The sequence below is a fragment of the Streptomyces sp. NBC_01381 genome, assembly GCF_026340305.1.
Classification (GTDB): Bacteria; Actinomycetota; Actinomycetes; order Streptomycetales; family Streptomycetaceae; genus Streptomyces.
The window spans coordinates 144,008-167,477 of sequence record NZ_JAPEPI010000002.1 but is presented as its reverse complement, the minus strand read 5'-3'; the positions used below and the strand labels follow the sequence as shown (position 1 = coordinate 167,477).

The 23,470-nt window shown below is 71.1% G+C and carries 21 protein-coding genes and 1 riboswitch; of the genes, 11 read left to right on the top strand and 10 right to left on the bottom strand.

Annotated elements, in window-relative coordinates; genetic code table 11:
• The first annotated feature begins 160 nt into the window (after window positions 1-160).
• Both OG453_RS22465 and OG453_RS22460 read left to right on the top strand, forming a co-directional pair.
• On the top strand, window positions 161-1,540 hold the full coding sequence (locus OG453_RS22465) for an FAD-binding oxidoreductase (protein WP_266870188.1): 1,380 nt from the start codon (window positions 161-163) through the stop codon (window positions 1,538-1,540).
• 20 nt (window positions 1,541-1,560) lie between these two features.
• Window positions 1,561-2,316 carry a decaprenylphospho-beta-D-erythro-pentofuranosid-2-ulose 2-reductase gene (locus tag OG453_RS22460; RefSeq protein ID WP_266870187.1) on the top strand — a complete coding sequence of 252 codons (756 nt, stop codon included), beginning with the start codon at window positions 1,561-1,563 and terminating at the stop codon, window positions 2,314-2,316.
• A gap of 45 nt (window positions 2,317-2,361) precedes the next feature.
• On the opposite strand, the gene OG453_RS22455 is transcribed toward OG453_RS22460, so the two are convergent.
• Complete coding sequence (locus OG453_RS22455) at window positions 2,362-2,949, bottom strand: 2'-5' RNA ligase family protein (RefSeq protein ID WP_266870186.1); 588 nt, start codon at window positions 2,947-2,949, stop codon at window positions 2,362-2,364.
• Between the two features lie 73 nt (window positions 2,950-3,022).
• A complete protein-coding gene (gene trpS / locus OG453_RS22450) occupies window positions 3,023-4,033 on the bottom strand; it encodes a tryptophan--tRNA ligase (protein WP_266870185.1) in 1,011 nt (336 codons plus the stop codon).
• A gap of 272 nt (window positions 4,034-4,305) precedes the next feature.
• On the opposite strand from trpS, the gene OG453_RS22445 reads away from it, so the two are divergent.
• From OG453_RS22445 to OG453_RS22435, 3 genes are all read left to right on the top strand, one after another.
• Window positions 4,306-4,887 carry an RNA polymerase sigma factor gene (locus OG453_RS22445; RefSeq protein ID WP_266873087.1) on the top strand — a complete coding sequence of 194 codons (582 nt, stop codon included), beginning with the start codon at window positions 4,306-4,308 and terminating at the stop codon, window positions 4,885-4,887.
• The gene (locus OG453_RS22440) at window positions 4,880-5,707 is read left to right on the top strand and encodes a hypothetical protein (protein ID WP_266870183.1); all 828 of its coding nucleotides are present in this window, start codon (window positions 4,880-4,882) and stop codon (window positions 5,705-5,707) included. The genes OG453_RS22445 and OG453_RS22440 overlap by 8 nt, the downstream gene beginning before the upstream one ends.
• 72 nt (window positions 5,708-5,779) lie before the next feature.
• Window positions 5,780-6,532, top strand: coding sequence for a hypothetical protein (locus OG453_RS22435; RefSeq protein WP_266870182.1), 753 nt, complete (start codon window positions 5,780-5,782; stop codon window positions 6,530-6,532).
• A gap of 67 nt (window positions 6,533-6,599) precedes the next feature.
• Here OG453_RS22435 and glyA read toward each other — a convergent pair whose 3' ends face one another.
• Window positions 6,600-7,919: a serine hydroxymethyltransferase gene (gene glyA / locus OG453_RS22430; protein WP_266870181.1), complete on the bottom strand. Its 1,320-nt coding sequence runs from the start codon at window positions 7,917-7,919 to the stop codon at window positions 6,600-6,602.
• Between the two features lie 40 nt (window positions 7,920-7,959).
• Window positions 7,960-8,050, bottom strand: a riboswitch (ZMP/ZTP riboswitch).
• Window positions 8,051-8,161: 111 nt separating this feature from the next.
• Between glyA and rocD the strand changes: the two genes are divergently transcribed.
• Window positions 8,162-9,364, top strand: a complete 1,203-nt coding sequence (gene rocD, locus OG453_RS22425; RefSeq protein WP_266870180.1) for an ornithine--oxo-acid transaminase — start codon at window positions 8,162-8,164, stop codon at window positions 9,362-9,364.
• Window positions 9,365-9,431: 67 nt separating this feature from the next.
• Here rocD and OG453_RS22420 read toward each other — a convergent pair whose 3' ends face one another.
• Window positions 9,432-13,364 carry a BTAD domain-containing putative transcriptional regulator gene (locus OG453_RS22420; RefSeq protein ID WP_266870179.1) on the bottom strand — a complete coding sequence of 1,311 codons (3,933 nt, stop codon included), beginning with the start codon at window positions 13,362-13,364 and terminating at the stop codon, window positions 9,432-9,434.
• Between the two features lie 191 nt (window positions 13,365-13,555).
• Between OG453_RS22420 and OG453_RS22415 the strand changes: the two genes are divergently transcribed.
• Complete coding sequence (locus tag OG453_RS22415) at window positions 13,556-14,578, top strand: NADP-dependent oxidoreductase (protein ID WP_266870177.1); 1,023 nt, start codon at window positions 13,556-13,558, stop codon at window positions 14,576-14,578.
• A 19-nt stretch (window positions 14,579-14,597) separates the two neighbouring features.
• Here the strand turns inward: OG453_RS22415 and OG453_RS22410 are convergent, their stop codons facing one another.
• The 3 genes from OG453_RS22410 to OG453_RS22400 form a co-directional block, all read right to left on the bottom strand.
• Window positions 14,598-15,389, bottom strand: coding sequence for an SAM-dependent methyltransferase (locus OG453_RS22410; RefSeq protein ID WP_266870176.1), 792 nt, complete (start codon window positions 15,387-15,389; stop codon window positions 14,598-14,600).
• Window positions 15,390-15,480: 91 nt separating this feature from the next.
• Window positions 15,481-16,674: a glutathionylspermidine synthase family protein gene (locus OG453_RS22405; RefSeq protein WP_266870175.1), complete on the bottom strand. Its 1,194-nt coding sequence runs from the start codon at window positions 16,672-16,674 to the stop codon at window positions 15,481-15,483.
• Between the two features lie 31 nt (window positions 16,675-16,705).
• Window positions 16,706-17,116, bottom strand: a complete 411-nt coding sequence (locus OG453_RS22400) for a hypothetical protein (protein ID WP_266870173.1) — start codon at window positions 17,114-17,116, stop codon at window positions 16,706-16,708.
• A 195-nt stretch (window positions 17,117-17,311) separates the two neighbouring features.
• On the opposite strand from OG453_RS22400, the gene OG453_RS22395 reads away from it, so the two are divergent.
• Entirely contained in the window at window positions 17,312-18,157 is an 846-nt protein-coding gene (locus OG453_RS22395) for a hypothetical protein (protein WP_266873086.1), read from the top strand.
• 286 nt (window positions 18,158-18,443) lie between these two features.
• On the opposite strand, the gene OG453_RS22390 is transcribed toward OG453_RS22395, so the two are convergent.
• Window positions 18,444-19,850, bottom strand: coding sequence for a PLP-dependent aminotransferase family protein (locus OG453_RS22390; RefSeq protein WP_266870171.1), 1,407 nt, complete (start codon window positions 19,848-19,850; stop codon window positions 18,444-18,446).
• A 47-nt stretch (window positions 19,851-19,897) separates the two neighbouring features.
• Between OG453_RS22390 and OG453_RS22385 the strand changes: the two genes are divergently transcribed.
• From OG453_RS22385 to OG453_RS22375, 3 genes are read left to right on the top strand one after another with little or no spacing between them, the layout of a single operon-like run.
• Window positions 19,898-20,428, top strand: coding sequence for a carboxymuconolactone decarboxylase family protein (locus tag OG453_RS22385; RefSeq protein WP_266870169.1), 531 nt, complete (start codon window positions 19,898-19,900; stop codon window positions 20,426-20,428).
• Window positions 20,425-20,871, top strand: coding sequence for a carboxymuconolactone decarboxylase family protein (locus OG453_RS22380; protein ID WP_266870167.1), 447 nt, complete (start codon window positions 20,425-20,427; stop codon window positions 20,869-20,871). The genes OG453_RS22385 and OG453_RS22380 overlap by 4 nt, the downstream gene beginning before the upstream one ends.
• Entirely contained in the window at window positions 20,868-21,587 is a 720-nt protein-coding gene (locus tag OG453_RS22375; RefSeq protein WP_266870165.1) for an isocitrate lyase/phosphoenolpyruvate mutase family protein, read from the top strand. Before OG453_RS22380 ends, OG453_RS22375 begins: the two co-directional genes overlap by 4 nt.
• A gap of 55 nt (window positions 21,588-21,642) precedes the next feature.
• On the opposite strand, the gene OG453_RS22370 is transcribed toward OG453_RS22375, so the two are convergent.
• Window positions 21,643-22,341, bottom strand: coding sequence for a hypothetical protein (locus OG453_RS22370; RefSeq protein WP_266870163.1), 699 nt, complete (start codon window positions 22,339-22,341; stop codon window positions 21,643-21,645).
• Between the two features lie 183 nt (window positions 22,342-22,524).
• Window positions 22,525-23,430 carry a glycine betaine ABC transporter substrate-binding protein gene (locus OG453_RS22365; protein WP_266873085.1) on the bottom strand — a complete coding sequence of 302 codons (906 nt, stop codon included), beginning with the start codon at window positions 23,428-23,430 and terminating at the stop codon, window positions 22,525-22,527.
• Window positions 23,431-23,470: the final 40 nt, after the last annotated feature.

The window sequence follows — 23,470 nt, the reverse complement described above, 5'->3', positions numbered from 1 at the left end:
GTGGACTCCGAGGACTCCAGGAACCGCGGCTCCCGACTCTTCTAGGCGACCTCTCAATATTTACGTAAATATCGGACGACACTCCATCAATCACCCATTTCGGTGAGAGCTCGGATGATTCAGGACAAACTACCCATGCATGGGCGATACGGTCGCTCCCATGCCTGCCGACTCCGCATCCGCTTCCGTGACGACGTCCGAGGCTGTGTCCGTGTCCGGCTGGGGGCGCACCGCCCCCACCACCGCCCGGCTGATCCGCCCCCGTTCGCCCGAGGAGGCCGCCGCGGCCCTCCGCGCGTGCGACGAGCGCGGCGGCATCGCCAGGGGCCTGGGACGGGCCTACGGGGACGCCGCGCAGAACGCGGGCGGCGCGGTCATCGACATGACCGGCATGGACCGTGTGCACGCCATCGACGCCGACGCGGGCACCGTCCTGTGCGACGCCGGCGTCTCGCTGCACCGCCTGATGGAAGTCCTGCTCCCGCTCGGCTGGTTCGTGCCGGTGACCCCGGGGACCCGGTACGTGACGGTCGGAGGCGCGATCGGCGCGGACATCCACGGCAAGAACCACCACGGCTCCGGTTCGTTCTCGCGCCATGTCAACGCCATCGAGCTGCTCACCGCCGACGGGACGGTGCGGTCCTTCGAGCGCGGCACCGCCCTGTTCGACGCGACGGCGGGCGGCATGGGCCTGACCGGCGTGATCCTCGCGGCCACCATCCAACTGCAGCCGGTCGAGACCTCCTTGATGACGGTGGACACGGAACGCGCCGCCGACCTGGACGACTTGATGGCCCGCCTCGCCGCCACCGACCACCGCTACCGCTACTCGGTCGCCTGGATCGACCTCCTCGCGCGCGGGAAGGCGATGGGCCGCTCGGTGCTCACGCGCGGCGACCACGCTCCCCTGGACGCCCTTCCGGCACGCGCGCGTAGAGCCCCGCTGACGTTCCGCCCCGGCCAACTGCCGCCCGCCCCGCGCTTCCTGCCCGAAGGGCTCCTCGGCCGGAAGTCGGTGGGCCTCTTCAACGAGCTCTGGTACCGCAAGGCGCCCCGCTCCCGCGTGGGCGAGCTCCAGAAGATCTCCACGTTCTTCCACCCCCTGGACGGCGTCCCGCACTGGAACCGCGTCTACGGACGCAGCGGTTTCGTGCAGTACCAATTCGTCGTCGGACACGGCAAGGAAGAAGCCCTTCGACGCATCGTGCGGCGCATCTCGGAGCGCGGCTGCCCGTCCTTCCTCGCCGTACTCAAGCGCTTCGGAGAGGGCGATCCGGGCTGGCTCTCCTTCCCGATGCCCGGCTGGACGCTGGCCCTGGACATCCCGGCGAACCTGCCGGGCCTCGGCGCCTTCCTCGACGAACTGGACGAGGAAGTGGCCACGTCCGACGGCCGCGTCTACCTGGCCAAGGACTCCCGCCTGCGGCCCGAGATGCTCGCCGCGATGTATCCGCGGCTCGACGACTTCCGCGCGCTGCGGGCCGATCTCGACCCGCGCGGCCTGTTCCGCTCGGACCTCTCACGCCGCCTCGCCCTCTAGCACCTCCAGGAGTTGGTCCCATGAAGGACGCCTTCGGCACCCCCCAGTCGCTGCTCGTGCTCGGCGGCACCTCCGAGATCGGACTCGCCACCGCCCGCCGTCTGGTCGCGCGGCGCACCCGCACGGTGTGGCTGGCCGGGCGGCCGTCCCCGGGCCTCGAGAAGGCCGCGGCGGGCCTGCGCGACATGGGTGCGGACGTCCGCACCGTCGCCTTCGACGCGCTCGACTCCGAGTCCCACGAGAACACCCTCGGGAAGATCTTCACCGAGGGCGACATCGACATGGTCCTGCTCGCGTTCGGCATCCTCGGCGACCAGGCACGCGACGAGGACGAGCCGCTGTCTGCGGTGCGTGTCGCGCAGACGAACTACACCGGGGCGGTCTCCGCGGGCCTGGTGTGCGCGCGGGCGCTGCAGTCCCAGGGGCACGGCTCCCTGGTGGTCCTCTCGTCCGTCGCGGGCGAGCGGGCGCGGCGCTCCAACTTCATCTACGGATCGAGCAAGGCCGGCCTCGACGCCTTCGCCCAGGGCCTGGGAGACGCGCTGCACGGGACGGGCGTGCACGTCATGGTCGTACGCCCCGGCTTCGTACGTTCGAAGATGACGGCGGGCCTGGAGGAGGCCCCGATGGCGACCACTCCGGAGGCGGTCGCCGAAGCCATCGAGACGGGCCTGCGCCGGCGCTCGGAGACGGTGTGGGTGCCCGGGGCGCTGCGGGTGGTCATGTCGGCGCTGCGGCATGTGCCACGAACGGTGTTCCGGCGGCTTCCGGTGTGAGGGGCCGCTCCTGCTTCTGCGGTGAGGTCCCCTCCTAGGAGGAGGTCAGCGGGCGGGCAGCGCGCCGTGCGCGGCCGGGGCCGCCGCCTGCGGAGGCACGAGGGGGCCGCCCCCTCCGAAGACGAACTCGCGCAGCTTGCGCCAGACTCCGTCGGCACCCTGTTCGTAGAGCGCGAATCCGGTGCAGGGCCACTCGGCCTCGTAGTCGGCGAGCTCTGTGTACGCCCGGTCCATGGCCTCTTCGGAGATGCCGTGCGCCACCGTGACGTGCGGGTGGTACGGGAACTGCAGCTCGCGCTCGATGGGCCCGGAGGCGTCCCTGACGCGCTCCTGGAGCCATCCGCAGGCCGAGCCGCCCGCCACCACCTGGATGAAGACGACGGGCGACAGCGGACGGAACGTGCCCGTCCCGGAGAGCCGCATCGGGAAGGGGCGCCCGGCGGCCGCGACGGCCACCAGATGCGCCTCGACCGCGGGCAGCGCCGACGCGTCCACCTCGGTCGGCGGGAGCAGCGTGACGTGGGTGGGAATGCCGTGCGCCGCGGGGTCCCCGAAGCCCGCGCGCCGCTCCTGGAGCAGGCTGCCGTGTGGCTCCGGGACCGCGATCGAAACACCGATCGTTACGGTCCCCACGTCGTACTCCTGTCGGTCGGGTGGCGGGCAGAGGGCGCTGCTGTACCTGGCTCGGTACAAGGGGTGGTGTGGCTCAGTGCTTGGCGGGCAGGAAGCCCACCTTGTCGTACGCCTGGGCGAGAGTCTCCGCGGCCACGGCACGCGCCTTCTCCGCGCCCTTGGCCAGGATCGAGTCCAGCGTCTCCGGGTCGTCCAGGTAGGCCTGGGTGCGGTCCCGGAAGGGGGTCACGAACTCGACCATGACCTCGGCGAGGTCGGTCTTCAGCGCACCGTAGCCCTTGCCGACGTACTTCTGCTCCAGTTCCGGAATACCGGTCCCCGTAAGCGTCGAGTAGATGGTCAGGAGGTTGCTGACACCCGGCTTGTTCTCGGTGTCGTAGCGCACGACCGTGTCTGTGTCGGTGACCGCGCTCTTGACCTTCTTGGCGGTGGCCTTGGGCTCATCGAGGAGGTTGATCAGGCCCTTGGGAGCGGACGCCGACTTGCTCATCTTGATCGACGGGTCCTGAAGGTCGTAGATCTTCGCCGTCTCCTTGAGGATGTACGCCGCCGGAACGGTGAACGTCTCGCCGAAGCGGCCGTTGAAGCGCTCGGCCAGGTCACGGGTGAGCTCGATGTGCTGGCGCTGGTCCTCGCCGACCGGGACCTGGTTGGCCTGGTAGAGCAGGATGTCCGCGACCTGGAGGACCGGGTACGTGAAGAGGCCCACGGAGGCGCGGTCCGCACCCTGCTTGGCGGACTTGTCCTTGAACTGCGTCATGCGCGAGGCCTCGCCGAAGCCGGTGAGGCAGTTCATGATCCAGGCGAGCTGGGCGTGCTCGGGGACATGGCTCTGGACGAAGAGGGTGCAGCGCTCCGGGTCGAGTCCCGCGGCAAGCAGCTGGGCGGCGGCGAGGCGGGTGTTGGCACGCAGCTCGGCCGGGTCCTGCGGCATCGTGATCGCGTGCAGGTCCACCACCATGTAGAAGGCGTCGTGGGACTCCTGCAGCGCCACCCACTGGCGGACCGCGCCGAGGTAGTTGCCGAGGTGGAACGAGCCCGCGGTGGGCTGGATTCCGGAGAGCACACGAGGAAGATGCTGCATGGCGAAGCCATTCCCCTGAGGGTGGTGGTGGGTGACGGGCGGGCGATCAGAGGCCATGAGGCTCATTCTCTCAGGTGTCTCTCATTGCTCGGAAACAGACGTGTGACGGGTGTGCCGCGATCTCGTGATCCGCCGCTTCGGTCCATTGCTGCGATCCGTTGCCTGATCCGGTCGTCGTGAATGCGGAACCGATCTCGTCCGGCCGGTGTATCAAGAGTGTGAGGGCACAGGGGGAGGTCCTGGAGGGGGGCCGCGTCGTCGACGAGGGTGCGGTGATCGCGCGTGTGCGCGCCGGGGAGGCGGAGGCGTACGCGGAGTTGGTGCGCGCCTTCACCGGGCTCGCGCTCCGGGCGGCCGCGGCGCTCGGGGCGGGATCGGACGCGGAAGACGTGGTGCAGCAGGCCTTCTTCAAGGCGTACTGCTCCTTGGGGCGGTTCAGGGAGGGCTCGGCGTTCAAGCCGTGGCTGCTGTCGATCGTCGCCAATGAGACGAGGAACACAGTGCGTTCGGCCGTCCGGCAGCGCTCGCTCGTCGGGCGGGAGGCCGCGCTGGCGGAGGCGGAGCCGCTGATACCGGAATCGGCGGACCCCGCGGTCGCGGCGCTGGAGGTGGAGCGCCGGGCGGCGCTGCTCGCCGCGCTCGAGCGGCTGAGCGAGGAGCACCGCCTGGTCGTCACCTACCGCTATCTCCTGGAGATGGACGAGGCGGAGACGGCCGAGGCTCTGGGCTGGCCGCGGGGCACGGTCAAATCCCGGCTGAACCGCGCGCTGCGGAAGCTGGAGCGGCTGTTGCCGCGGGTGCCGGATGGACCGCATGGGCCGGATGGACCGGGAGGAGGTGACGGGCATGGATGAGCGGGACGAGCGGGCCGGGCAGCGGGCCCGTCGGCTTCCTGAGGAGCTGCGGGAGCTCGGCCGGTCCCTCGACAGGCCGGGGGCCGACGGCTCGACGATGGCCGAGCGGGTCATCGCGCAGATCATCGCGGAGTCGGTGCCCGTCCCGGTGGCCGAGCCGCCGGGGCGTCTGGACCGGCTGCGGCGGTGGCTGAGGGCACGGTGGCGGATCTTGACGGCGGCGCTGTGCGGGCTCCTGACGGCGGCGGTCCTGACACCGCCGGTGCGGGCGGCGGTCTTCGATTGGTTCGACTTCGGCGGGGTCGAGGTGCGGTACGACCCGTCGGGGGCCCCGCCGACCCGGGCGGGCGTGCCGGGGTGCGGCGGTGCGCTGACCTTGACCGAGGCCGAGCGCCGGGCCGGGTTCGTGCCCGCGGTTCCGGCCGCGCTCGGCACACCGGACGCGGTGGCGGTGACACGCGAGCCGGGGGCGCGCGTCCTGGTCAGCCTCTGCTGGCGCGACGACGGCCGGACGATACGTCTTGACGAGTTCGGCGCGCGCCTCGACCCCGGCTTCGGCAAGACGGTGCGGGTGCGGCCGGAGTGGGTCGAGGTGGGCCGTGCGACGGGGCTGTGGTTCCCGGTGCCCCATCGGCTCACGTTCTGGCTGGTGGAGGGCGACGGCGAGCGGTGGGAGCGGTCCGAGCGGACGACGGGGCCGACGCTGCTGTGGACGCACGGGACAGATCTGACGCTGCGGCTCGAAGGCGTGGCGTCGAAGGAGCGGGCGCTGGAGATCGGGAAGTCGGTTCGGATCGGGCCGGGCGGATCGGGAACCTGAACGGCTCGGGCGGTGTACCAGAAGTGACGCGGCACGGACGGGTCGTGCCGGCGAGCGGCTGGGGGATCGGACATGCGGACGGTAAGGGGAGTGTGCGGGTCGGCGATGGGGCTGGCGGCGGCGCTGGCTCTGGTGGCCCTAGGGGCGCCGCAGGCGGTGGCGGGCGGGCCGACGAGCGTCCTGGTGGTCTCGCCCATCAGCGGGGAGAGCGCGGCGCTGACCGTCGACGACAAGGACTATCGCCGCCTTGAGCAGGGTCTCGGGGAGATCCGCGCGGACAGGGGGAGCCGGGAGCGGCCGCCGGGGCTCGGCATCGGGCAGGAGAGCCGTCAGCTCAATGTGACGTGGATGGCCCATGACGTGCGGCCGTGGCGAGTGGACCGGGTCTATCCGGTGGCGCCCGACGCGGGCAAGGCCACCGCGGACGTGTGGGTGCACACGTCGACCGACCTGGAGTCCATGAAGGGCTACTGGCACAAGGCGCCGGAGCCGGCTCGTCTGACGAAGCTGTTCGAGAAGCTCGGGGTCATGGGCCCAGAGGCGGAAGACGGCCGCCAGGCCATACCCCCCACACCGGCGTCGCCGCCGTCGGCGGCGGCCGACTCGGAGGCTGAGGCCGGGGCCGGGCAGGCCTCCGAGCCGACCCGGGGTACGCCGGGCGATCGCGGGGCGGGCTGGTGGTGGGCGATACCGGGCGTCGCGGTGGGGGCGGCGGGTGCGCTGCTGCTGCGGGGGTCGCTCGCCAAGCGCCGGTCACCGCTCGCGTTGCTGCGGGCGCGGCGCCCCCATGAGGAGGGGCCTCGCCAGGAGCTGCGGGATGTGTGAGGGGTGCGGCCTCCCCCGGCCGGTGAGGTGACCGGCGGAGGGAGGCGGGACGTGACCGTGCCGGGGATCAGTGGGTCGGCAGGCCCGGGGCCGGATGGGCGGCCATCAGGTCGGCGACCTCGGAGCGGATCTTCGTCAGGGCGTCCTCGTCGCCGGTGCGGGCGGCGGCGACACCGCGGTCGATCCAGTCGGCGACGGTCGGCATGTGCTGCGTGCCGAGACCACGGGAGGTGAGTGAGGGGGTGCCGATGCGGACGCCGGACGGATCGAACGGCTTCCTCGGGTCGTACGGCACGGTGTTGTAGTTGACGACGATCCCGGCCCGGTCGAGGGCCTTGGCGGCGACCTTGCCGGGGACGTCCTTGGGGGTGAGGTCCATCAGGATCAGGTGGTTGTCGGTGCCGCCGGAGACCAGGTCGAAGCCGCGGGCGAGCAGCGCTTCGGCAAGGGCCCTGGCGTTGGCGACAACGGCGTGGGCGTAGTCGCGGAAGGAGGGCTGAGACGCCTCGTGGAGGGCGACGGCGATGGCCGCGGTGGTCTGGTTGTGCGGGCCGCCCTGCAGCCCCGGGAAGACCGCCTTGTCGATGGCCTTGGCGTGCTCCTCGCGGGCCATCAGCATCGCGCCGCGCGGGCCGCGCAAGGTCTTGTGGGTGGTCGTGGAGATCACGTCGGCGTGCGGCACCGGTGAGGGGTGGGCACCGCCGGCGATCAGACCGGCGATGTGCGCGATGTCGGCGACCAGGACGGAGCCGGCCTCGCGGGCGATCTCGGCGAACGCGGCGAAGTCGATGGTGCGAGGAAGGGCGGTGCCGCCGCAGAAGATCAGCTTGGGGCGTTCCTTGAGGGCGAGGTCGCGTACTTCGTCGAAGTCGATGAGGCCGGTGTCGTGGCGGACGCCGTACTGCACACCGCGGAACCACTTGCCGGTGGCGGAGACGCCCCAGCCGTGGGTGAGGTGGCCGCCCATGGGCAGGGCCATGCCCATCACGGTGTCGCCGGGCTCGGCGAAGGCCAGATAGACGGCGAGGTTGGCCGGGGAGCCGGAGTAGGGCTGGACGTTGGCGTGCTCGACGCCGAAGACGGACTTGGCGCGGGCGACGGCGAGGCGCTCGACGGGGTCGATGTTCTGCTGGCCCTCGTAGTAGCGACGGCCCGGGTAGCCCTCGCTGTACTTGTTCTGCAGGACGGTGCCGGAGGCTTCGAGGACTGCGGTGGATACGTAGTTCTCGCTGGGGATCAGGCGCAGGGTGTCGGCCTGGAGCTGTTCCTCGGCGCCGACGAGGGCGGCAAGTTCGGGGTCCTGCGCGGCGAGCGCGGGGTGGCTGAGGGCGTTCGGCGAAGGCGAAGCAGCCGATGAAGAAGACGAAGAAGGAGAGGGGTGGGTCATGGCGTCCTCCGGGGCGAGCGGTGAGTGTCCGGTCGTGGTCCCGGGGTGCCCAGGCGGGCGGCACCTCGAAGGTTCTGCCTCGCACGGCTTCCTCGGGGTCCGTTCCCCGCGCGCCAGTCGCCGTGCTGTCAGAGCCAGCCTAGCTGGCGCGCCGGGACGGCAGGTTTCTTCGTCCACGATCCGAGCGACGATAGAACTTGGGCGCCACACCCGCCCCATGCCGCAGGACGATCGGAGACCCCGTGTCGACTACCGAAGAGTTCATCACCTCGGCCGAAGCGCACAGCGCGCACAACTACCATCCGCTGCCCGTCGTGGTCGCGTCGGCGGAGGGTGCGTGGATGACGGACATCGAGGGGCGCCGCTACCTCGACATGCTGGCCGGTTACTCGGCGCTCAACTTCGGGCACGGCAACCGCCGCCTGATCGATGCCGCCAAGGCACAGCTGGAGCGGGTGACGCTCACCTCGCGGGCCTTCCACCACGACCGGTTCGCCGAGTTCTGTACGCGGCTCGCGGAGCTGTGCGGCAAGGAGATGGTGCTGCCGATGAACACGGGGGCGGAGGCGGTGGAGACCGCCGTGAAGACCGCCAGAAAGTGGGGGTACCAGGTCAAGGGGGTACCCGACGGGCGGGCGAAGATCGTCGTGGCGCGCGACAACTTCCATGGGCGGACGACGACCATCGTCAGCTTCTCCACGGACCAGGAGGCGCGGGCGGACTTCGGCCCGTACACGCCGGGGTTCGAGATCGTCCAGTACGGCGATCTGACGGCGATGCGGGCCGCGGTCACGGAGAACACGGTGGCGGTGCTTCTGGAGCCGATCCAGGGCGAGGCCGGGGTTCTGGTGCCACCGGCCGGATATCTCGCGGGTGTGCGGGAGCTGACCCGCGAGCGGAACGTGCTCTTCATGGCGGACGAGATCCAGTCGGGGCTCGGCAGGACGGGCAGGACGTTCGCGTGCGAGCACGAGGGCGTGGTGCCGGACGTGTACATCCTGGGCAAGGCGCTCGGCGGGGGCGTCGTGCCGGTGTCCGCGGTGGTGGCGGACGCGGATGTGCTCGGGGTGTTCAAGCCGGGTGAGCACGGTTCGACGTTCGGCGGCAATCCGCTGGCGTGCGCGGTGGCGCTGGAGGTCGTCGCCATGCTGGGCACGGGCGAGTTCCAGCAGCGGGCCACCGAGCTGGGCGAGCATCTGCACTCCGAGCTGGGGCTGCTCGCCGGCACGGGCGCGGTGACGCAGGTGCGGGGCCGTGGGCTGTGGGCGGGCGTCGACATCGACCCGTCGCACGGCACGGGCCGGGAGATCTCCCAGAAGTTGATGGACCGGGGGGTGCTGGTCAAGGACACCCATGGGTCGACGATCAGGATCGCGCCGCCGCTGGTGATCAGTAAGGAGGATCTGGACTGGGGGCTTGATCAACTCCGGGCGGTGCTGAGCTAGTTCGGCGTGCCGCACCCTGGCGGGGCCGCTCCCCCGCCGGGGACGGGACCGGCTCCCGCTCCCGTAGTCACCAGCCCTCCGGTGGGGACGTGTGGCCGTGGGTGAAGGCGGCGGCGTAGTCGTCCTCGGCCAGGGCCGTGCGGGAGCGGTGGGCGGCGCGGTCCACGTCGGCGCGTTCGGCGGGTGGCAGTGGGCTGCCGGCCGCCTCGCGCAGGGCGGCCGCGGCGCCGAGGAGTTCGGCGGTGCGGGTGTGGTCGCCCGCGAGGGAGCGGGCGCCGGCGAGTCCCTCCAGGGCTAGGGCGACTGCCCGGTCGTCGCCCGTGGCGCGGGCCGTGGTGAGGCCTTCGCGGTGGAGTTCCTCCGCGCGTTGCGCGTCGCCGCGCTGTTCGGCGACGTAGCCGAGCTGGGCCAGGATCAGGGCGGAGCCTGAGTCGACGCCCAGGCGGCGGTTCCAGGCGAGCCACGGCAGGAGGTGCTGCTCGGCGGTGTCGAGGTCGCCACGGCGGCGGGCGCCGATGGCCAGGCCCGTCTCCGCGAACTGCTGCGCGGGGCGGTGCGAGTGCTGCTCGGCGAGTCGGGCGGCGCGTGCGTGGAAGTCTGTGGCGGCGGCGTCGTCGCCGGTGAGCAGGGCGATGCGGCCGAGGCGTGAGAGGCGGAAGGAGACATCGGTCCACAGGCGCAGTTCCTCCGCGTCGCGCATGCCGTCGCGGTGGAGCCGGGTGGCGGCTTCGTAGTCGGCGGCTATCTCGGCGAGGACGCCGAGTTGCTCGGATGCCTGCAACTGGCCCCAGCGGTCGCCGAGTTCGGCGAACCGGGCGGCGCTGTCCTCGGCGTCGCGGCGCAGGGCCGGGAGGTCGCCGCGGTAGAGGGCCAGCGTGGCACGGACACTGAGGGCGGCGGCCACACCCCAGCGGTCGTCCGCCGCGCGGAACTCCTCCAGGATCCCGTCGATCGTGGCGTCCTCGTGCGGCGTACGGAATCCACAGCTGGCGTAGGCGAGCAGCCAGCGGGAGCGGGGGTCGGCGTCGTCGTCGGCGGCGGTGTCGCGGGGCGCGTCGCCGGTCAGCAGGGCGAAGGCGGCGCGGGCGGTACGGGCGGAGGCGGCGGCGCTCCCGTTCGGACACGGGTCCAGGGAACCCCCGAGCGACCGTTCGGCTTCACCGAGACGACCGCGGAGAAACCAGTACCAGGTCAGGGAGTTGGCGAGGCGCAGAGAGAGGGGGGTTGCGGCGGCGCCGGGGGCGGGGCGGTCGTGGGCGGCATGGCGAGCCGACAGCTCGGAGGGCGTGCTGCCGCCGGGCGCACTGCCGGTGGTGGCACCGCCGGTGAGTGCACTGCGGGTGAGTGCACTGCCGGTGACAGCACTGCCGGTGACTGCACCATCGCCGGCCACACCGGATGTGCTCGGATCGCCGATGGGTGCGGTACCGCTGAAGGCGTCATCGCGTGCCGTGGGGGTGGCGCCGGGGGCGGTATTGGTCCGGGCTGAATGACTCGGGGGCGCGTCGCCCGGAGCGGCGAGGTTCGACGATGCTGCCGACCCGCCCGAGGGGGATACGCCAAGGGCTGGCCCGTCCTCGGCCGTGCCGTCGTCCATCGCGGCCCACTCCAGTGCGGCGCGAAGGTTGACCGTTTCGGTGTCCAGGCGGTGCAGCCAGTGGTGTTGGGCGGGGCCGCGGAGTTGGCGGGCGGCTTGTTCGGCCAGGTGGGTGTAGTGGTGGGCGTGGCGGCGGCGGGTTTCCTTCGTCTCGCCCGCCTCGTTGAGGCGTTCGAGGCTGTAGGCGGTGACGGATTCGAGCATGCGGTAGCGGATGCCGTGCGTGTCGTCGGTGCCGGGTGCCGTCGTGAGGAGGGAGCGGTCGACCAGGCGGGTGATGAGGTCGAGTACGTCCAGGGCGGGGCCGGGCGTCTCCGCCGTGCCGCCGCCGGGGCCAGGTGTCGCGATCGTGCCCCCGCCAGGGCCAAGCGTCGCGGCTGTGCCCCCGCCAGGGCCAAGCATCGCGCCCGCGCCGCCGCCCGGGCCAGGTGTCGCACCCGTACTCCCGCCAGGGCCAAACGTCGCGCCCGCGCCCCCGCCCGGGCCAGGCATCGCACCCGTACTCCCGCCAGAGCCAAACGTCACGCCCGCGCCCCCGCCCGGGCCAGGCATCGCACCCGTACTCCCGCCAGAGCCAAACGTCACGCCCGCGCCCCCGCCCGGGCCAGGCATCGCACCCGTACCGCCGTCCAGGCCCAGCGTCACGCCCATCCCCCCGCCAGGGATTCCCGGGGCTTTGCACACCGCTTCGGCGGACTGGAGGGTGAATCCGCCGCTGAAGACCGACAGTTGGCGCAGCACGGACTGCTCGTCCGGGGTCAGCAGTTCCCAGCTCCAGTCGATCATCGCGCGCAGGGTGCGCTGGCGGGCGGGGGCGTCGCGGCGGGACTGGTTCAGGAGGCGGAAGCGGTCGTGCAGGCGGTCGGCGAGGGCGTGTACGCCGAGGGCGCGTACGCGGGTGGCGGCCAGTTCGACGGCGAGCGGGATGCCGTCGAGGCGGCGGCAGATGAGGGCGGCGTCGGCGGTGTTCTCCGCGGTCAGTGCGAAGCCGGGGGCCGTGGCCGCGGCCCGCGCAGCGAACAGCTCCAGGGCCTCGTCCTCGCCGAGGGGTGCGACGGCCTCCAGGGTCTCGCCGGTGATGGCGAGGGGTTCCTGGCTGGTGGCGAGGACGCGCAGACCGGGGGCATGCCGCAGCAGTTGGTCGAGGAGAGCGGCGGCTTCGTCGAGGACGTGCTCGCAGTTGTCGAGCACGAGAAGCAGCCGCCGGGGGGCGAGCGCCTTGGCGAGCACCGTCGCGAGGGGAGAGGGCGAGTCCGCCGCTCCCCAAGCACCTCCCCGGGCACCTCCCCAAGCACCGTGCCCGCCCTCCGGCTCCTCGTCCCGGATCACTGAAACGTCGTCGCGGACACCCAGCGCGGCGGCCACCGTCTCGGCCACGCCGGTCCTCGTGCCGGCCAGCTCCGCCAGCCACACGCCGTCGGTGAAGTCCTCCGTGAAGCCCGCCGCCGCCTCCAGTGCGAGGCGGGTCTTGCCCACACCGCCGGGTCCCGTGAGGGTGACCAGGCGGGTTGTGGAGAGGAGTTGGCGTACGCGGGCCACCGCCTTCGATCGGCCGATCAATGCCGTCACGGGTGCGGGGAGATTCGTGAGGGGGCGCGCAGGAGAAGAAGGTGTCGGCGTGGACAGGCCAGGGGCCTGGCGGAGCATCGCGCCGTGGAGGGCGGTCAGTTCCGCACCAGGGTCGATGCCCAAGTCGTCGGCCAGGCGTTCGCGCAGGTCACGGTAGGTGTCAAGGGCCTCCGTCTGGCGCCCCGCACGGTAGAGGGCGCGCATGTAGGCACCCCGCAGCCGTTCACGCAGCGGCTGTTCGGCCACCAGGTCGGCCAACTCATCGGCGAGCGTGCCCTGTTCGCCAGGACCTGCCAAGTCCAGCACGATCTCGGCCCGTATCTCCTGGGCCGTCAGGCGCTGTTCCTCCAGCCGCGCCACCGCCGCCCGCGCGAAGCCCTCGTCCCGGAAGTCCGCGTAGGCCTGTCCCCGCCACAGCGCCAGCGCCTCCGAGAGCCACTTCACCTTCGTACGAGAATCCGTACGAGAATCCGCAGGCGGCTCGGCAGTGTCGTACGCCAAAGCAGTCAGCGCGGTGAACCTGCCCGCGTCCGTCGACTCCGCGGGCACCCGCAGCACGTACCCGGACGGCCCGTACGCCACCAGCTCCCGCGCGCCCGGCTCCGCCTTCTCCAGGGCCCGGCGCAGCTGGGAGACCTTGGTCTGCAGGGTGTTGGCGGGGTTGCCCGGCAGGCGATCGCCCCACAGGTCGTCGATCAGCACGTCAGCCGGGACCGGCCGCCCCTCGTGGAGCAGGAGATTCGCGAGCAGCGCACGGACCTTCGGCTCGGGAACCGGGACGACCGCCCCGCCCTCCGTGCGCACCACCAACGGGCCCAGCACCTCGAATCGCATGCCGCAACGGTAATGCGGGCCCGCGGCAAAGCGATCACCAGCCGCACCCGTGCGCGAGCCGCCAGCCCCCGTGCGTGAACCGTCAGCGTTCCGTGCGCGGCCCCCGGCACGGTAGTCCCATCACCGCAGCACAACACCGGACACCGGACACCGGACACCGGACACCGGACACCGAGAGAAGGAACGCCGCCATGACCAGCAACACGAACCCCACCACCTCCCGCGAAATCCGCCTCGCCGCCCGTCCCACCGGCGAACCCTCCCCCGCCGACTTCGAGTTGGTCACCACCGACATCCCCGAGCCGGCCGAGGGCCAGATCCTCGTACGCAACACCTGGATGTCCGTGGACCCGTACATGCGGGGCCGCATGGACGATGCCCCCTCCTACATTGCGCCCTTCGCCCTCGGCGCCGCCCTCGAAGGCAGCGCCATAGGCGAGGTCGTCGCGTCCAGGGCGCCCGGCATCCCGGTGGGCGCGAGCGTCTCGCACTTTCTGGGGTGGCGGGAGTACGCCGTGGTGGACGCGGCGGCGGCCACCGTCATCGACACCGCACTCGCCCCCGAGGCCGCCTACCTCGGCCCGCTCGGCACCACCGGCCTGACCGCGTACGCCGCGCTCACCCGCACCGCACCGGTCCGTGAGGGCGACGTCGTCTTCGTCTCGGCGGCCGCCGGCGCGGTCGGCAGCGTCGCGGGACAGCTGGCCCGCGAGCTCGGGGCCTCCCGTGTGATCGGCTCGGCGGGCGGACCGGCGAAGACCAAGAAGCTGCTCGACACGTTCGGGTACGACGCGGCCATCGACTACCGCCAGGGCGGCATCGCTCAGCAGCTCGCCCAGGCCGCCCCCGACGGCATCGACGTCTACCTGGACTCGGTCGGCGGCGACCATCTCGAAGCCGCCATCGGTGCCATCCGCACCGGCGGCCGCATCGCCCTGGTGGGCGCCATCAGCGGCTACAACACCACCGAGCCGGCGCCGGGTCCGAACAACCTCTTCCGTGCCGCCACCCATGAGGCGACCCTGCGCGGCATGCTCGTCAGCAGCCACTTCGACCTGTTCCCCGAGTGGATCGGCAAGGCCGCGGGGCTGCTCGCCGACGGCACCCTGCGCACCGAACAGACCGTCGTCGAGGGCATCGAGCAGGCGCCCGACGCCTTCCTCGGTGTGCTGCGCGGCGCCAACACCGGCAAGATGCTCGTCCGCCTGGGGTGACCCGGAGGGACAGCGGGGATCAGCGCTTGACGCCGACCCCGCCGAACATGGCCACGTCCTCAAGGCCGGACGCCGCATCCGACTCCGGGCGCCAGCGGTTGCACGACACCACGCCCGGGTCCAGGAGTTCGAGCCCGTCGAAGAACTCCGCGACCCGGTCCGGGGTGCGCTGCGTGAGCTTCGGTGTGCCGTTCTCGTTCCAGAACGCCACGGCCTCGTCCACGTCGGGCATCGACGGACTGGTGATGGTGTGCGAGAGGACCAGGTGGCTGCCGGCCGGGAGCGCGTCGAGCAGGCGGCGCACGATGCCGTACGCCTCGGAGTCGTCGTCGATGAAGATGACGACTCCGAGGAGCATCAGCGCGACGGGCTGGTCGAAGTCCAGGGTCTTGGCGGCGTGTTCGAGGATGGCCTCGACATTGCGCAGGTCCTCGTCGAGGTAGTCGGTCTTCCCCTCGGGCGTGCTGGTCAGCAGGGCCCGCGCGTGGGTGAGCACCAGCGGGTCGTTGTCCACGTAGACGACGCGCGTCTCGGGGGCCAGGCGCTGCGCGACCTCGTGGGTGTTGTCGGCGGTCGGCAGGCCGGTGCCGATGTCGAGGAACTGGCGGATGCCGCACTCGGTGACCAGGTGGCTCACCGCCCGCCCCAGGAACAGCCGGTCGGCGCGGGCGTATTCGCCGATGCCGGGGTGCAGCGTACGGATCTGGTCCCCGGCCGCCTGGTCGACCGGGTAGTTGTCCTTGCCGCCGAGCCAGTAGTTCCAGATGCGGGCCGTGTGCGGCTGCGTGGTGTTGATCCTGCTGTCGGCCATGATGCGGTTCGCCTCCGTACGTGATCGGATCGATCAATCCGCAGGGTACTCGGGCGAGTTGCAGCCTCTGGCCGCAGCCTGGACCGCGGCCTCAGAGGATCACGTGCGGCAGGAACCTGGCGTACTCGTCCGTGATCAGACCCGACGACTCCCGGATGCCGAGCCCCGCCGACTCGTCCTCGACGACCCACGCGCCGAGCACGACATGGTTGCCGTCGAAGTCGGGCAGCGGCGCCAACTCCTGGTAGCAGCAGGCCTCTTCGCGCAGGGAGACCGGACCGTCGCCCGGCGGGTGCACCGTCACCCCGGCGCCCTCTCGGCCGAGCAGCGGCTTGGCGACGTACCCCCGTTCCGACGCCAGCTCGCGGGGGCCGTCGAGATAGGCGGGGAGGAGGTTGGGGTGGCCCGGGTAGAGCTCCCAGAGGATCGCGAGCAGCGCCTTGTTGGAGAGCAGCATCTTCCAGGCCGGCTCGATCCACAGGGTGGAGCCGGTGCCGCCGCCGTTGTCGAGGGTGTCGAGGACGTGCGGGGCGAACCGGTCGGTGGTGAGCCATTCCCACGGGTAGAGCTTGAAGCAACTGCGCATGAAGCGGAGCTTCTTGTCGACGAACCGCCCCGAGAGCCGGTCCCAGCCGATGTCCTCCATGGAGATCGCCTCGGTCTCGAGCCCCGCCTGCTGCGCCGTCTCGCGCAGATACGCGACGGTCATCAGGTCCTCGCCGAGCTCGTCGCCCGCGGAGTGCGCGAAGTACAGCGGGCCGCCGGGCGGCAGCAGGTCTGCCTGCTTCTTCCAGGCGTCGACGAGGCGTTCGTGGAGGGAGTTCCACTGGTCGGCGCCGGGGAAGCGCTCCTCCATCCAGAACCACTGCGGGCTCGCCGCCTCGACCAGGGAGGTCGGGGTGTCGGCGTTGTACTCCAGGAGTTTGGCGGGTGCGCCGTCGCGGCCGTCGTAGTGCAGGTCGAACCGGCCGTAGAGGGACGGGAGTTCGGCGCGGCGGTGCCAGGCCTCGGTGACCGCTGCGGCGACCCGCGGGTCCGTGATGCCGAGGTCCGCGAGGCGGTCGTGCGTGACGATGTGCCCGGCCGCCGCGATGCACATCGCGTGCAGCTCCTCGACGACCTCCTCCAGGGCCTCGACCTCGGGCAGCGAGAAGACGTAGCAGGCGGACTCGTCCCAGTACGGGCGGAGCGAGTCGTCCGGGTAGCGGGTGAGCGGGTAGATGAGCCCCTGATCCTCGACGGTCTGCTGCCAGCCGGGACGTGGGGTGAGGGTGCGGCGTTCCATGGTCTCGAACCTCGGTCTCGCTGGTTCCGGCTCAGCCGCCGCCGCTGCCGCTGCCCGAGCAGCCGAAGCCGTCGCGGTCGACGGCCTCGCTGTGGCTGAAGGTGCCGTAGTCGGCGTAGCGGCCGGAGACGTCCGCGTCGTAGTACCAGTCGGCGTCCATCCGGCCGGACTTGCTGGTTCCGGTTCCTGTTCCTGTTCCTGTCCCGGATCCATAGGAGCTGCCGGTCTTGCGTCCCTTGCCGGACGAGTACGACGATCCGCCGCTCTTGCAGTTCTTGTCCGCGACGATCTTGTAGCCGTTGACGAGGTCGTAACTGTCGCGGTCCACACACCGCTTGTCCGGCTCCGAGCCGCACGCGCTCAGGGCCGCCGCGAGGACACCCATTCCGCCGAGCACGACCGTGCTTGACCGCAGCCTGCGCCGCTGCTTCTCCGCTGCCATCGGTTCTTCCACTCCCCGTTGTTTCTGTACGTGTTGCCTGCGCACGTGTTGCTTTGCGCACGTGTTGTTGCGTACGCGGTGTTTGCGTACGTGATGTTGTACGTGATCGGCGATCAGCGTAGGTAAGCACCCGCCCGGCCCGCCAACCGGCTCCACGGAATCCCCTTCCTCTACAGTCACTTCGTGTCTCTTGGGATGATTTGCGCGCTCGGTTCAGCGGTCTGCTTCGGCACGGCCTCGGTCCTCCAGGCGATGGCCGCGCGTGCGACCGCGCCGGGTACGGGATCCGGGGTCGATCCCGCGCTGTTCCTCCGGGCGGTGCGCCAGTGGCGGTACATCGCGGGGCTCGGCCTCGACGGGCTCGGATTCGTGCTGCAGATCATTGCCCTGCGCTCCATCCCCATCTACGCCGTGGGCGCGGCGCTCGCGGCGAGCCTCGCCGTCACGGCGGTGGTCTCGGCGCGGCTGCTGCGGGTGCGGCTGAGCGGGTTCGAGTGGGGAGCGGTGGGCGTGGTGTGCGCGGGGCTCGCGATGCTGGGGCTCGCGTCGGGCGAGGAGGGGGACACGGCCGGGTCGACGGCGTTGCAGTACGCCATGCTGGGCGTGGCGGTGGGGGTGCTGTTGCTCGGGGCCGTGGCGGGGCGGTTGCCGGACCGGGGGCGGGCGCTGGTGCTCGGGCTCGGGGCGGGGTTCGGGTTCGGGGTGGTGGAGGTGGCGGTGCGGCTGATCGACGAGGTGTCGTTGGGCGCGCTGGTCACCAATCCGGCGACGTACGCGTTGCTGGTGGGCGGCGGGGCGGCGTTCCTCCTGCTGACGTCGGCCCTGCAGCGGGGCTCCGTCACCACCGCCACCGCGGGGATGGTGATCGGGGAGACGGTGGGGCCCGCGCTGGTGGGCGTGGTGTGGCTGGGGGACCGGACCCGGGAGGGGCTGGGGTGGCTGGCGGTGCTGGGGTTTGTGGTGGCGGTGGCGGGGGCGTTGGCGCTGGCGCGGTTCGGTGAGGCGGGGGTTGGTGAGGTGGGGATTGAGGGGGCTCGGTAGGGGCGTTTCCCTTTCCCCGATCCCGCCCCTACCCGAATCCCTTCCGGCTTCGCCGGCCGCGACGTGGCCGGAGATCACCGCCTTCGGCGAGTTCGTCCTCAAACGCCGGACGGGCTAAAAAGAGAACCTGGCCGATCGGGCGGGCAACTGCCGGGTATCGGGTGGGTGGGCGGGAAAGCTTTCGCCGCGAAGCGGCGGTACGGCGGCGCGGCCGACGACGGCGCGTCGGCCGATGGGAGCCGCTGCGGGGCAATCGGGCGGGTGGGCGGGAAAAGTCCTGCCCCCCCTACGGCAGCACCCTGCACAACGCGTCCAGGGCGCCCGCCCACGCGTGATCCGGCGGCGTCCCATAACCCACCACCAGCGCATCCCGCAGAGCGACCCGCGCCGCGGGATGCCGGAACTGCTCGATCCCCTGCAGGGCCAGTCGTTGCCAGCTCGCCGCCTGCACCACCGAGCGCTCCGTGCCCGCCGGGAGTTCGAGGACCGCGTGCAGGCCCGCCGCGATCCCCGACACCCGCACCTCCGGCGCCCGCGAGGCCAGCGCGGCGACCAGTTGGTCGCGGCGACGGCGGTAGCGCAGCCGTGCGCCGCGCACATGACGGTCGTACGCACCGGACGTGATGAACTCCGCGAGGGTCAGCTGATCAAGCACTCCGCACGTCCAGTCGGTGCTGCCCTTCGCCTCGATGACCTCCGCGGCGACCGGCGCGGGCAGGACCATCCAGCCGAGCCGGAGGCCGGGGGCCAGGGACTTGCTCGCCGTGCCGAGGTAGACCACGCGGTCGGGGTCGAGCCCCTGCAGCGCGCCCACCGGCTGCCGGTCGTAGCGGAACTCCCCGTCGTAGTCGTCCTCCAGGATCAGCCCGCCCGTGCGCCGCGCCCAGTCGACGGCGGCCGCACGCCGGTCGGGGTGCAGCGGTACGCCCATCGGGAACTGGTGCGCGGGGGTGAGCAGCGCCACCTTCGCCGAGCCGGGGCCCAACTCGGCGGTGGAGGTGCCCAGTTCGTCGAAGGTCAGCGGACTTGTCCGCAGCCCCGCCCGCCTCAGCAGCTCCCAGTGGGCGTCGAGTCCGTACGGCTCCACCGCCACCTCCCGCAGCCGACGCGCCCGCAGCACCTCGCCGAGGAGCTTCAGTCCGTGTGCGAACCCGGCGCAGATGACGATGCGGTCCGGGTCCGCGTGCACGCCCCGCGCCCGCGCGAGGTAGTCCGCGAGGGCGGTGCGCAGTTCGATCCGGCCGCGCGGATCGCCGTAGCCGAGCGCGTCGTTCGGCGCGGCGTTCAGCGCGCGGCGGGCGGCCTTGAGCCATTCGGCGCGGGGGAAGGACGCGAGGTCCGGGGTGCCCGGCATCAGGTCGTACGTCGGCGCGCCGCTGACCCGGCGGGGCCGCGCGGGCGCCGCGGGACGCGGGACCGTACGCTCCGCGACCCGGGTCCCCGACCCCTGCCGCGCGGTGAGCCACCCCTCGGCGACCAGGTCCGCGTACGCGTCGGCGACCGTGTTGCGCGCGATGCCCAGGTCGACGGCGAGCGACCGGGAGGAGGGCAGCCGGGTGCCGGGGGCCAGGCGCCCGCCGCGCACCGCCTCGCGCAGGGCGTCCGTGAGCCCCTTGCGTACACCGGAGTGCGTCGCCTCATCGCCCGTATCCAGGTGGAGGTCGACGCCCAAAGTGGCCCATGAATCTTCCATGGGAATGGACCATACCGGTGGGCTACTCCAGTCGTACGGTCGATGTCATGACGACGAACGACAGCACCCCCGCACAGACGGCGCAGCCCACGCAGCCCAAGGAATACCTGCACGAGCACACCCCCCGCCTCGCCTGGTCCGCGCACGCCCCCGAAGTCTTCAAGGCGATGATCCGGCTCGACGCGGCCGCCCGTAAGGGCCTCGACCCGGTGGTCTTCGAGCTCGTCAAGATCCGCGCCTCGCAGATCAACCACTGCGCGCTCTGCCTCGACATGCACACGAAGGACGCGCTCGCCGCCGGCGAGAGCGTCGAGCGGATCATCCAGCTCAGCGCGTGGGAGGAGTCGCAGCACTTCTACACCGCCAAGGAGATCGCGGCGATCGAGCTGACCGAGGCGATCACCGTCCTGACCGACGGTTTCGTGCCGGACGAGGTGTACGAGAAGGCCGCGAAGCAGTTCGACGAGGCGGAGCTGACCCAGCTCATCGCCGCGATCACGGTGATCAACGCGTGGAACCGCTTCGGCGTCTCCACGCGGCAGGTGCCGGGCCACTACAAGGCGGGGGACGCCAAGTGAGCCCTCGTACGACCTACTTGGACAAGGGCGTCGGCCGCGCGATGTCCGCACTGAGCGCGGCCGCCAAGAAGGGGCTCGCCGACCCCGTGCTCGCCGAGCTGGTGATGATGCGGGCCTCGCAGATCAACGCGTGCGCGTTCTGCCTGGACATGCATGTGGACCTCGCCGTGCAGGCCGGCGAGAGCGCCAAGCGCATCGCGCTGCTCAACGCCTGGGAAGAAGCCGGGGAGTTGTTCGGCGAGCGCGAGCGTGCGGCGCTCGCGCTCACCGAGGCGATCACGGTCCTCACGGACGGTTTCGTGCCCGACGCGACGTACGAGCAGGCGGCCAAGCACTTCGACGAAGCCGAACTCGCCCATCTCATCGGCCTGATCGCCGTCATCAACAGCTGGAACCGGCTGATGGTCAGCCGCCGCATCGAGCCCGGAGGGTATACGCCATGAGCCTCGTCGACGACTTCAGGACGCTGCACCACGGGCGCGCGCCCGGTGACCCGCTCGTCCTGCCAGGACCCTGGGACGCGGCAAGCGCGCGGCTCTTCGAGGAGGTCGGATTCCCGGCTTTGGCCACGCCGAGCGCGGGGGTCGCCGCGTCGCTGGGGTACGCGGACGGATCGGTGCCGCCGGACGAGATGTTCGCGGCGGTGCGCAGGATCGTGCGGTCGGTGTCCGTGCCGGTGTCCGCGGACATCGAGGACGGCTACGGCCTGCCGCCCAAGGAGCTGGTGGAGCGGCTCCTGGAGACGGGCGCGGTGGGCTGCAACCTGGAGGACTCGTCGGACGGGGTTCTCAAGGATCCGCGCGAGCAGGCGGACTGGCTGGCGGAGGTGCGTTCCGTCGCGGACGGGCGGGTGTTCATCAACGCCCGTGTGGACACGTTCGTCCGGGGTGTCGCCGACCCCGGGCAGGCCGTCGAACGGGCCCGGCTCTACGTGGCGGCGGGCGCGGACTGCGTCTATCCGATCTTCGCGCCGCCCGAGGTGCTGCCGCGGCTCCTCGCGGACATCGAGGGCCCCGTCAACGCGGGCGCGCACCCGCACGGCCCGGACCTGCGGAAGCTGGGTGAACTGGGCGTCACTCGGATCACGTTCGGGCCCGGCCTGCTGATCCGGGCGACGGAGGCACTGCGGGAGATCGCCGGACAGCTGCGCCAGGCGTGACGGTGCCGGGCTCCCGTACAACGGGAGCCCGGAACGGCGTCAGTACTTGCTGACGTCAGTACTTGCTGATGCAGGAGAGCTTGACCCGCCCGGTCTGGGCATCGGGGAGGGTGTTCTTGATGCTCCAGGCTTCCACCCGCCACTTCACCGAACGCATTTCAGTGGGTGTCGCGCGGTCCGTCACCAGAACCTGCTGAGAACCGCCGAAGTTGTGCGTGCGCAGCGCGCCGCCACTCGTCGACTTGAACCGGTGCTTGATGTTGCCGATTCCGGCGGAGGAGATATAGACCGTCTTCCCCGCCGGGCAGGTCTTGGTGCCGGACTTCTTCTGCTTGAGTTTGTCCGACGCCTTTCCGACCCGCCAGCCCTGCGAACTGCAGTAGCCGTACACCTTGTTCAGGTTGTTCGGGTTTCCCCAGGATGAAGTGACCTTCCACTTCACGGACTTGCGCCACGTCGGAATGGTCCGCGTCGAGGCACCGCTGGGATCGTGCTTCCAGATCCTGGAGACCAGCTTTCCGCCGGCGGGCTTCCACGACACCCGCGACGCCCCCACGGCCGAGTCCCAGATCCAGGCGGTCTCGCCCCTCTTACGGCACTTGAGCGTGCCCTTCTTGGTGTGGAATCCGGCCTTGGCGGCCACATCGGACTTCTCCGCTGCGGCAGGCCCTTGGCTGGCCTGCGCCGACCCGATACCCATCATCGGCGTCAGGACAGCGGCACCGACGGCGAGTGCGCACACTCGCGTACTCACTCGACGAGGGAGATTCATACGCGTCTACCATCTCTCTTCAGGCTTGGCATGAACACAGCCCAAGGTAGGCGCGGCAGATCGGGCCCCACAATTGCACGAAAGTGCAATACGCCGGGTGAGTAACGCGACGGTGCCGGGGGCCCTTTGAAAGGGCCCCCGGCACCGTCGCGTATGGCAGTTACGTCACTTCTTCGGGATCCAGGACTCCCAGACGTCCTTGTTCTCCTTGACCCACTTCTTGGCCGCGGCCTCGCCGCTCATCTTGTCCTTGGCGATGGACATGGCGACCTCGTTCTGCTGCTCGGTCGTCCACTTGAAGTTCTTCAGGAACTTCGCGGCGTCGCCGCCGTCCTTGGCGAAGTCGGCGTTGAAGTACTTCTGCAGCGGGGTGTTGGCGTAACCGCACTCGGTCTTGGTCTCGGGCTCGTTGCAGCCCTCCTTGAACTCGGGCAGCTTCACCTCGACCATGTCCATGTCGGCGTTCGCCCACAGCGGCTCCCACCAGTAGGTGATGAACGGCTCCTTGTCGGCGTACTTGCGCTGGATCTCCTTGATCTGCACCGCCTCGCTGCCGGTGTCCTTGATCTTGAAGTTCAGCTTGAGGTTCTTGATCAGGTGCGCGTCGTACGTGGTGTACGACGGCGCCGCGCCGATGAACTCGCCCTTGCCGCCGCTGCGGTCGCTCTTGAAGTCCTTGGCGAACTTGTTGAGGTTCTTGTAGTCGAGGATCTCGGGGTGCTTGTCCGCGTAGTACTTCGGGACGTACCAGCCGATGTGGCCGGTGACACCCAGGTCGCCGCCCTTGACGACCGTCTTCTTCTGGTCGATGTAGAGTTCTTGCTTCTTGGGCTGGCCGTCCCAGTCCTCCAGGATCGCGTCGGCCTTGCCGTTGTTCAGCGCGTCCCAGGCGATCGGCTCGTCGAGCTGCTTGAGCTCGACCTTCTTGACGCCGACCTCGTCCTCGAGGAGCACCTTGGCGACCTCGGCGTTGGCGCGCGCGCCGACCCACGAGGGGACCGAGATGGTGACCTCGTCGGCGCTGCCGGAGGACTTGGTGTCGGCGGCGCTGCAGGCGCTGAGCGCGACCATGGACGCGGCGCCGAGACCGGCGATGAGGGTGGTGCGTATC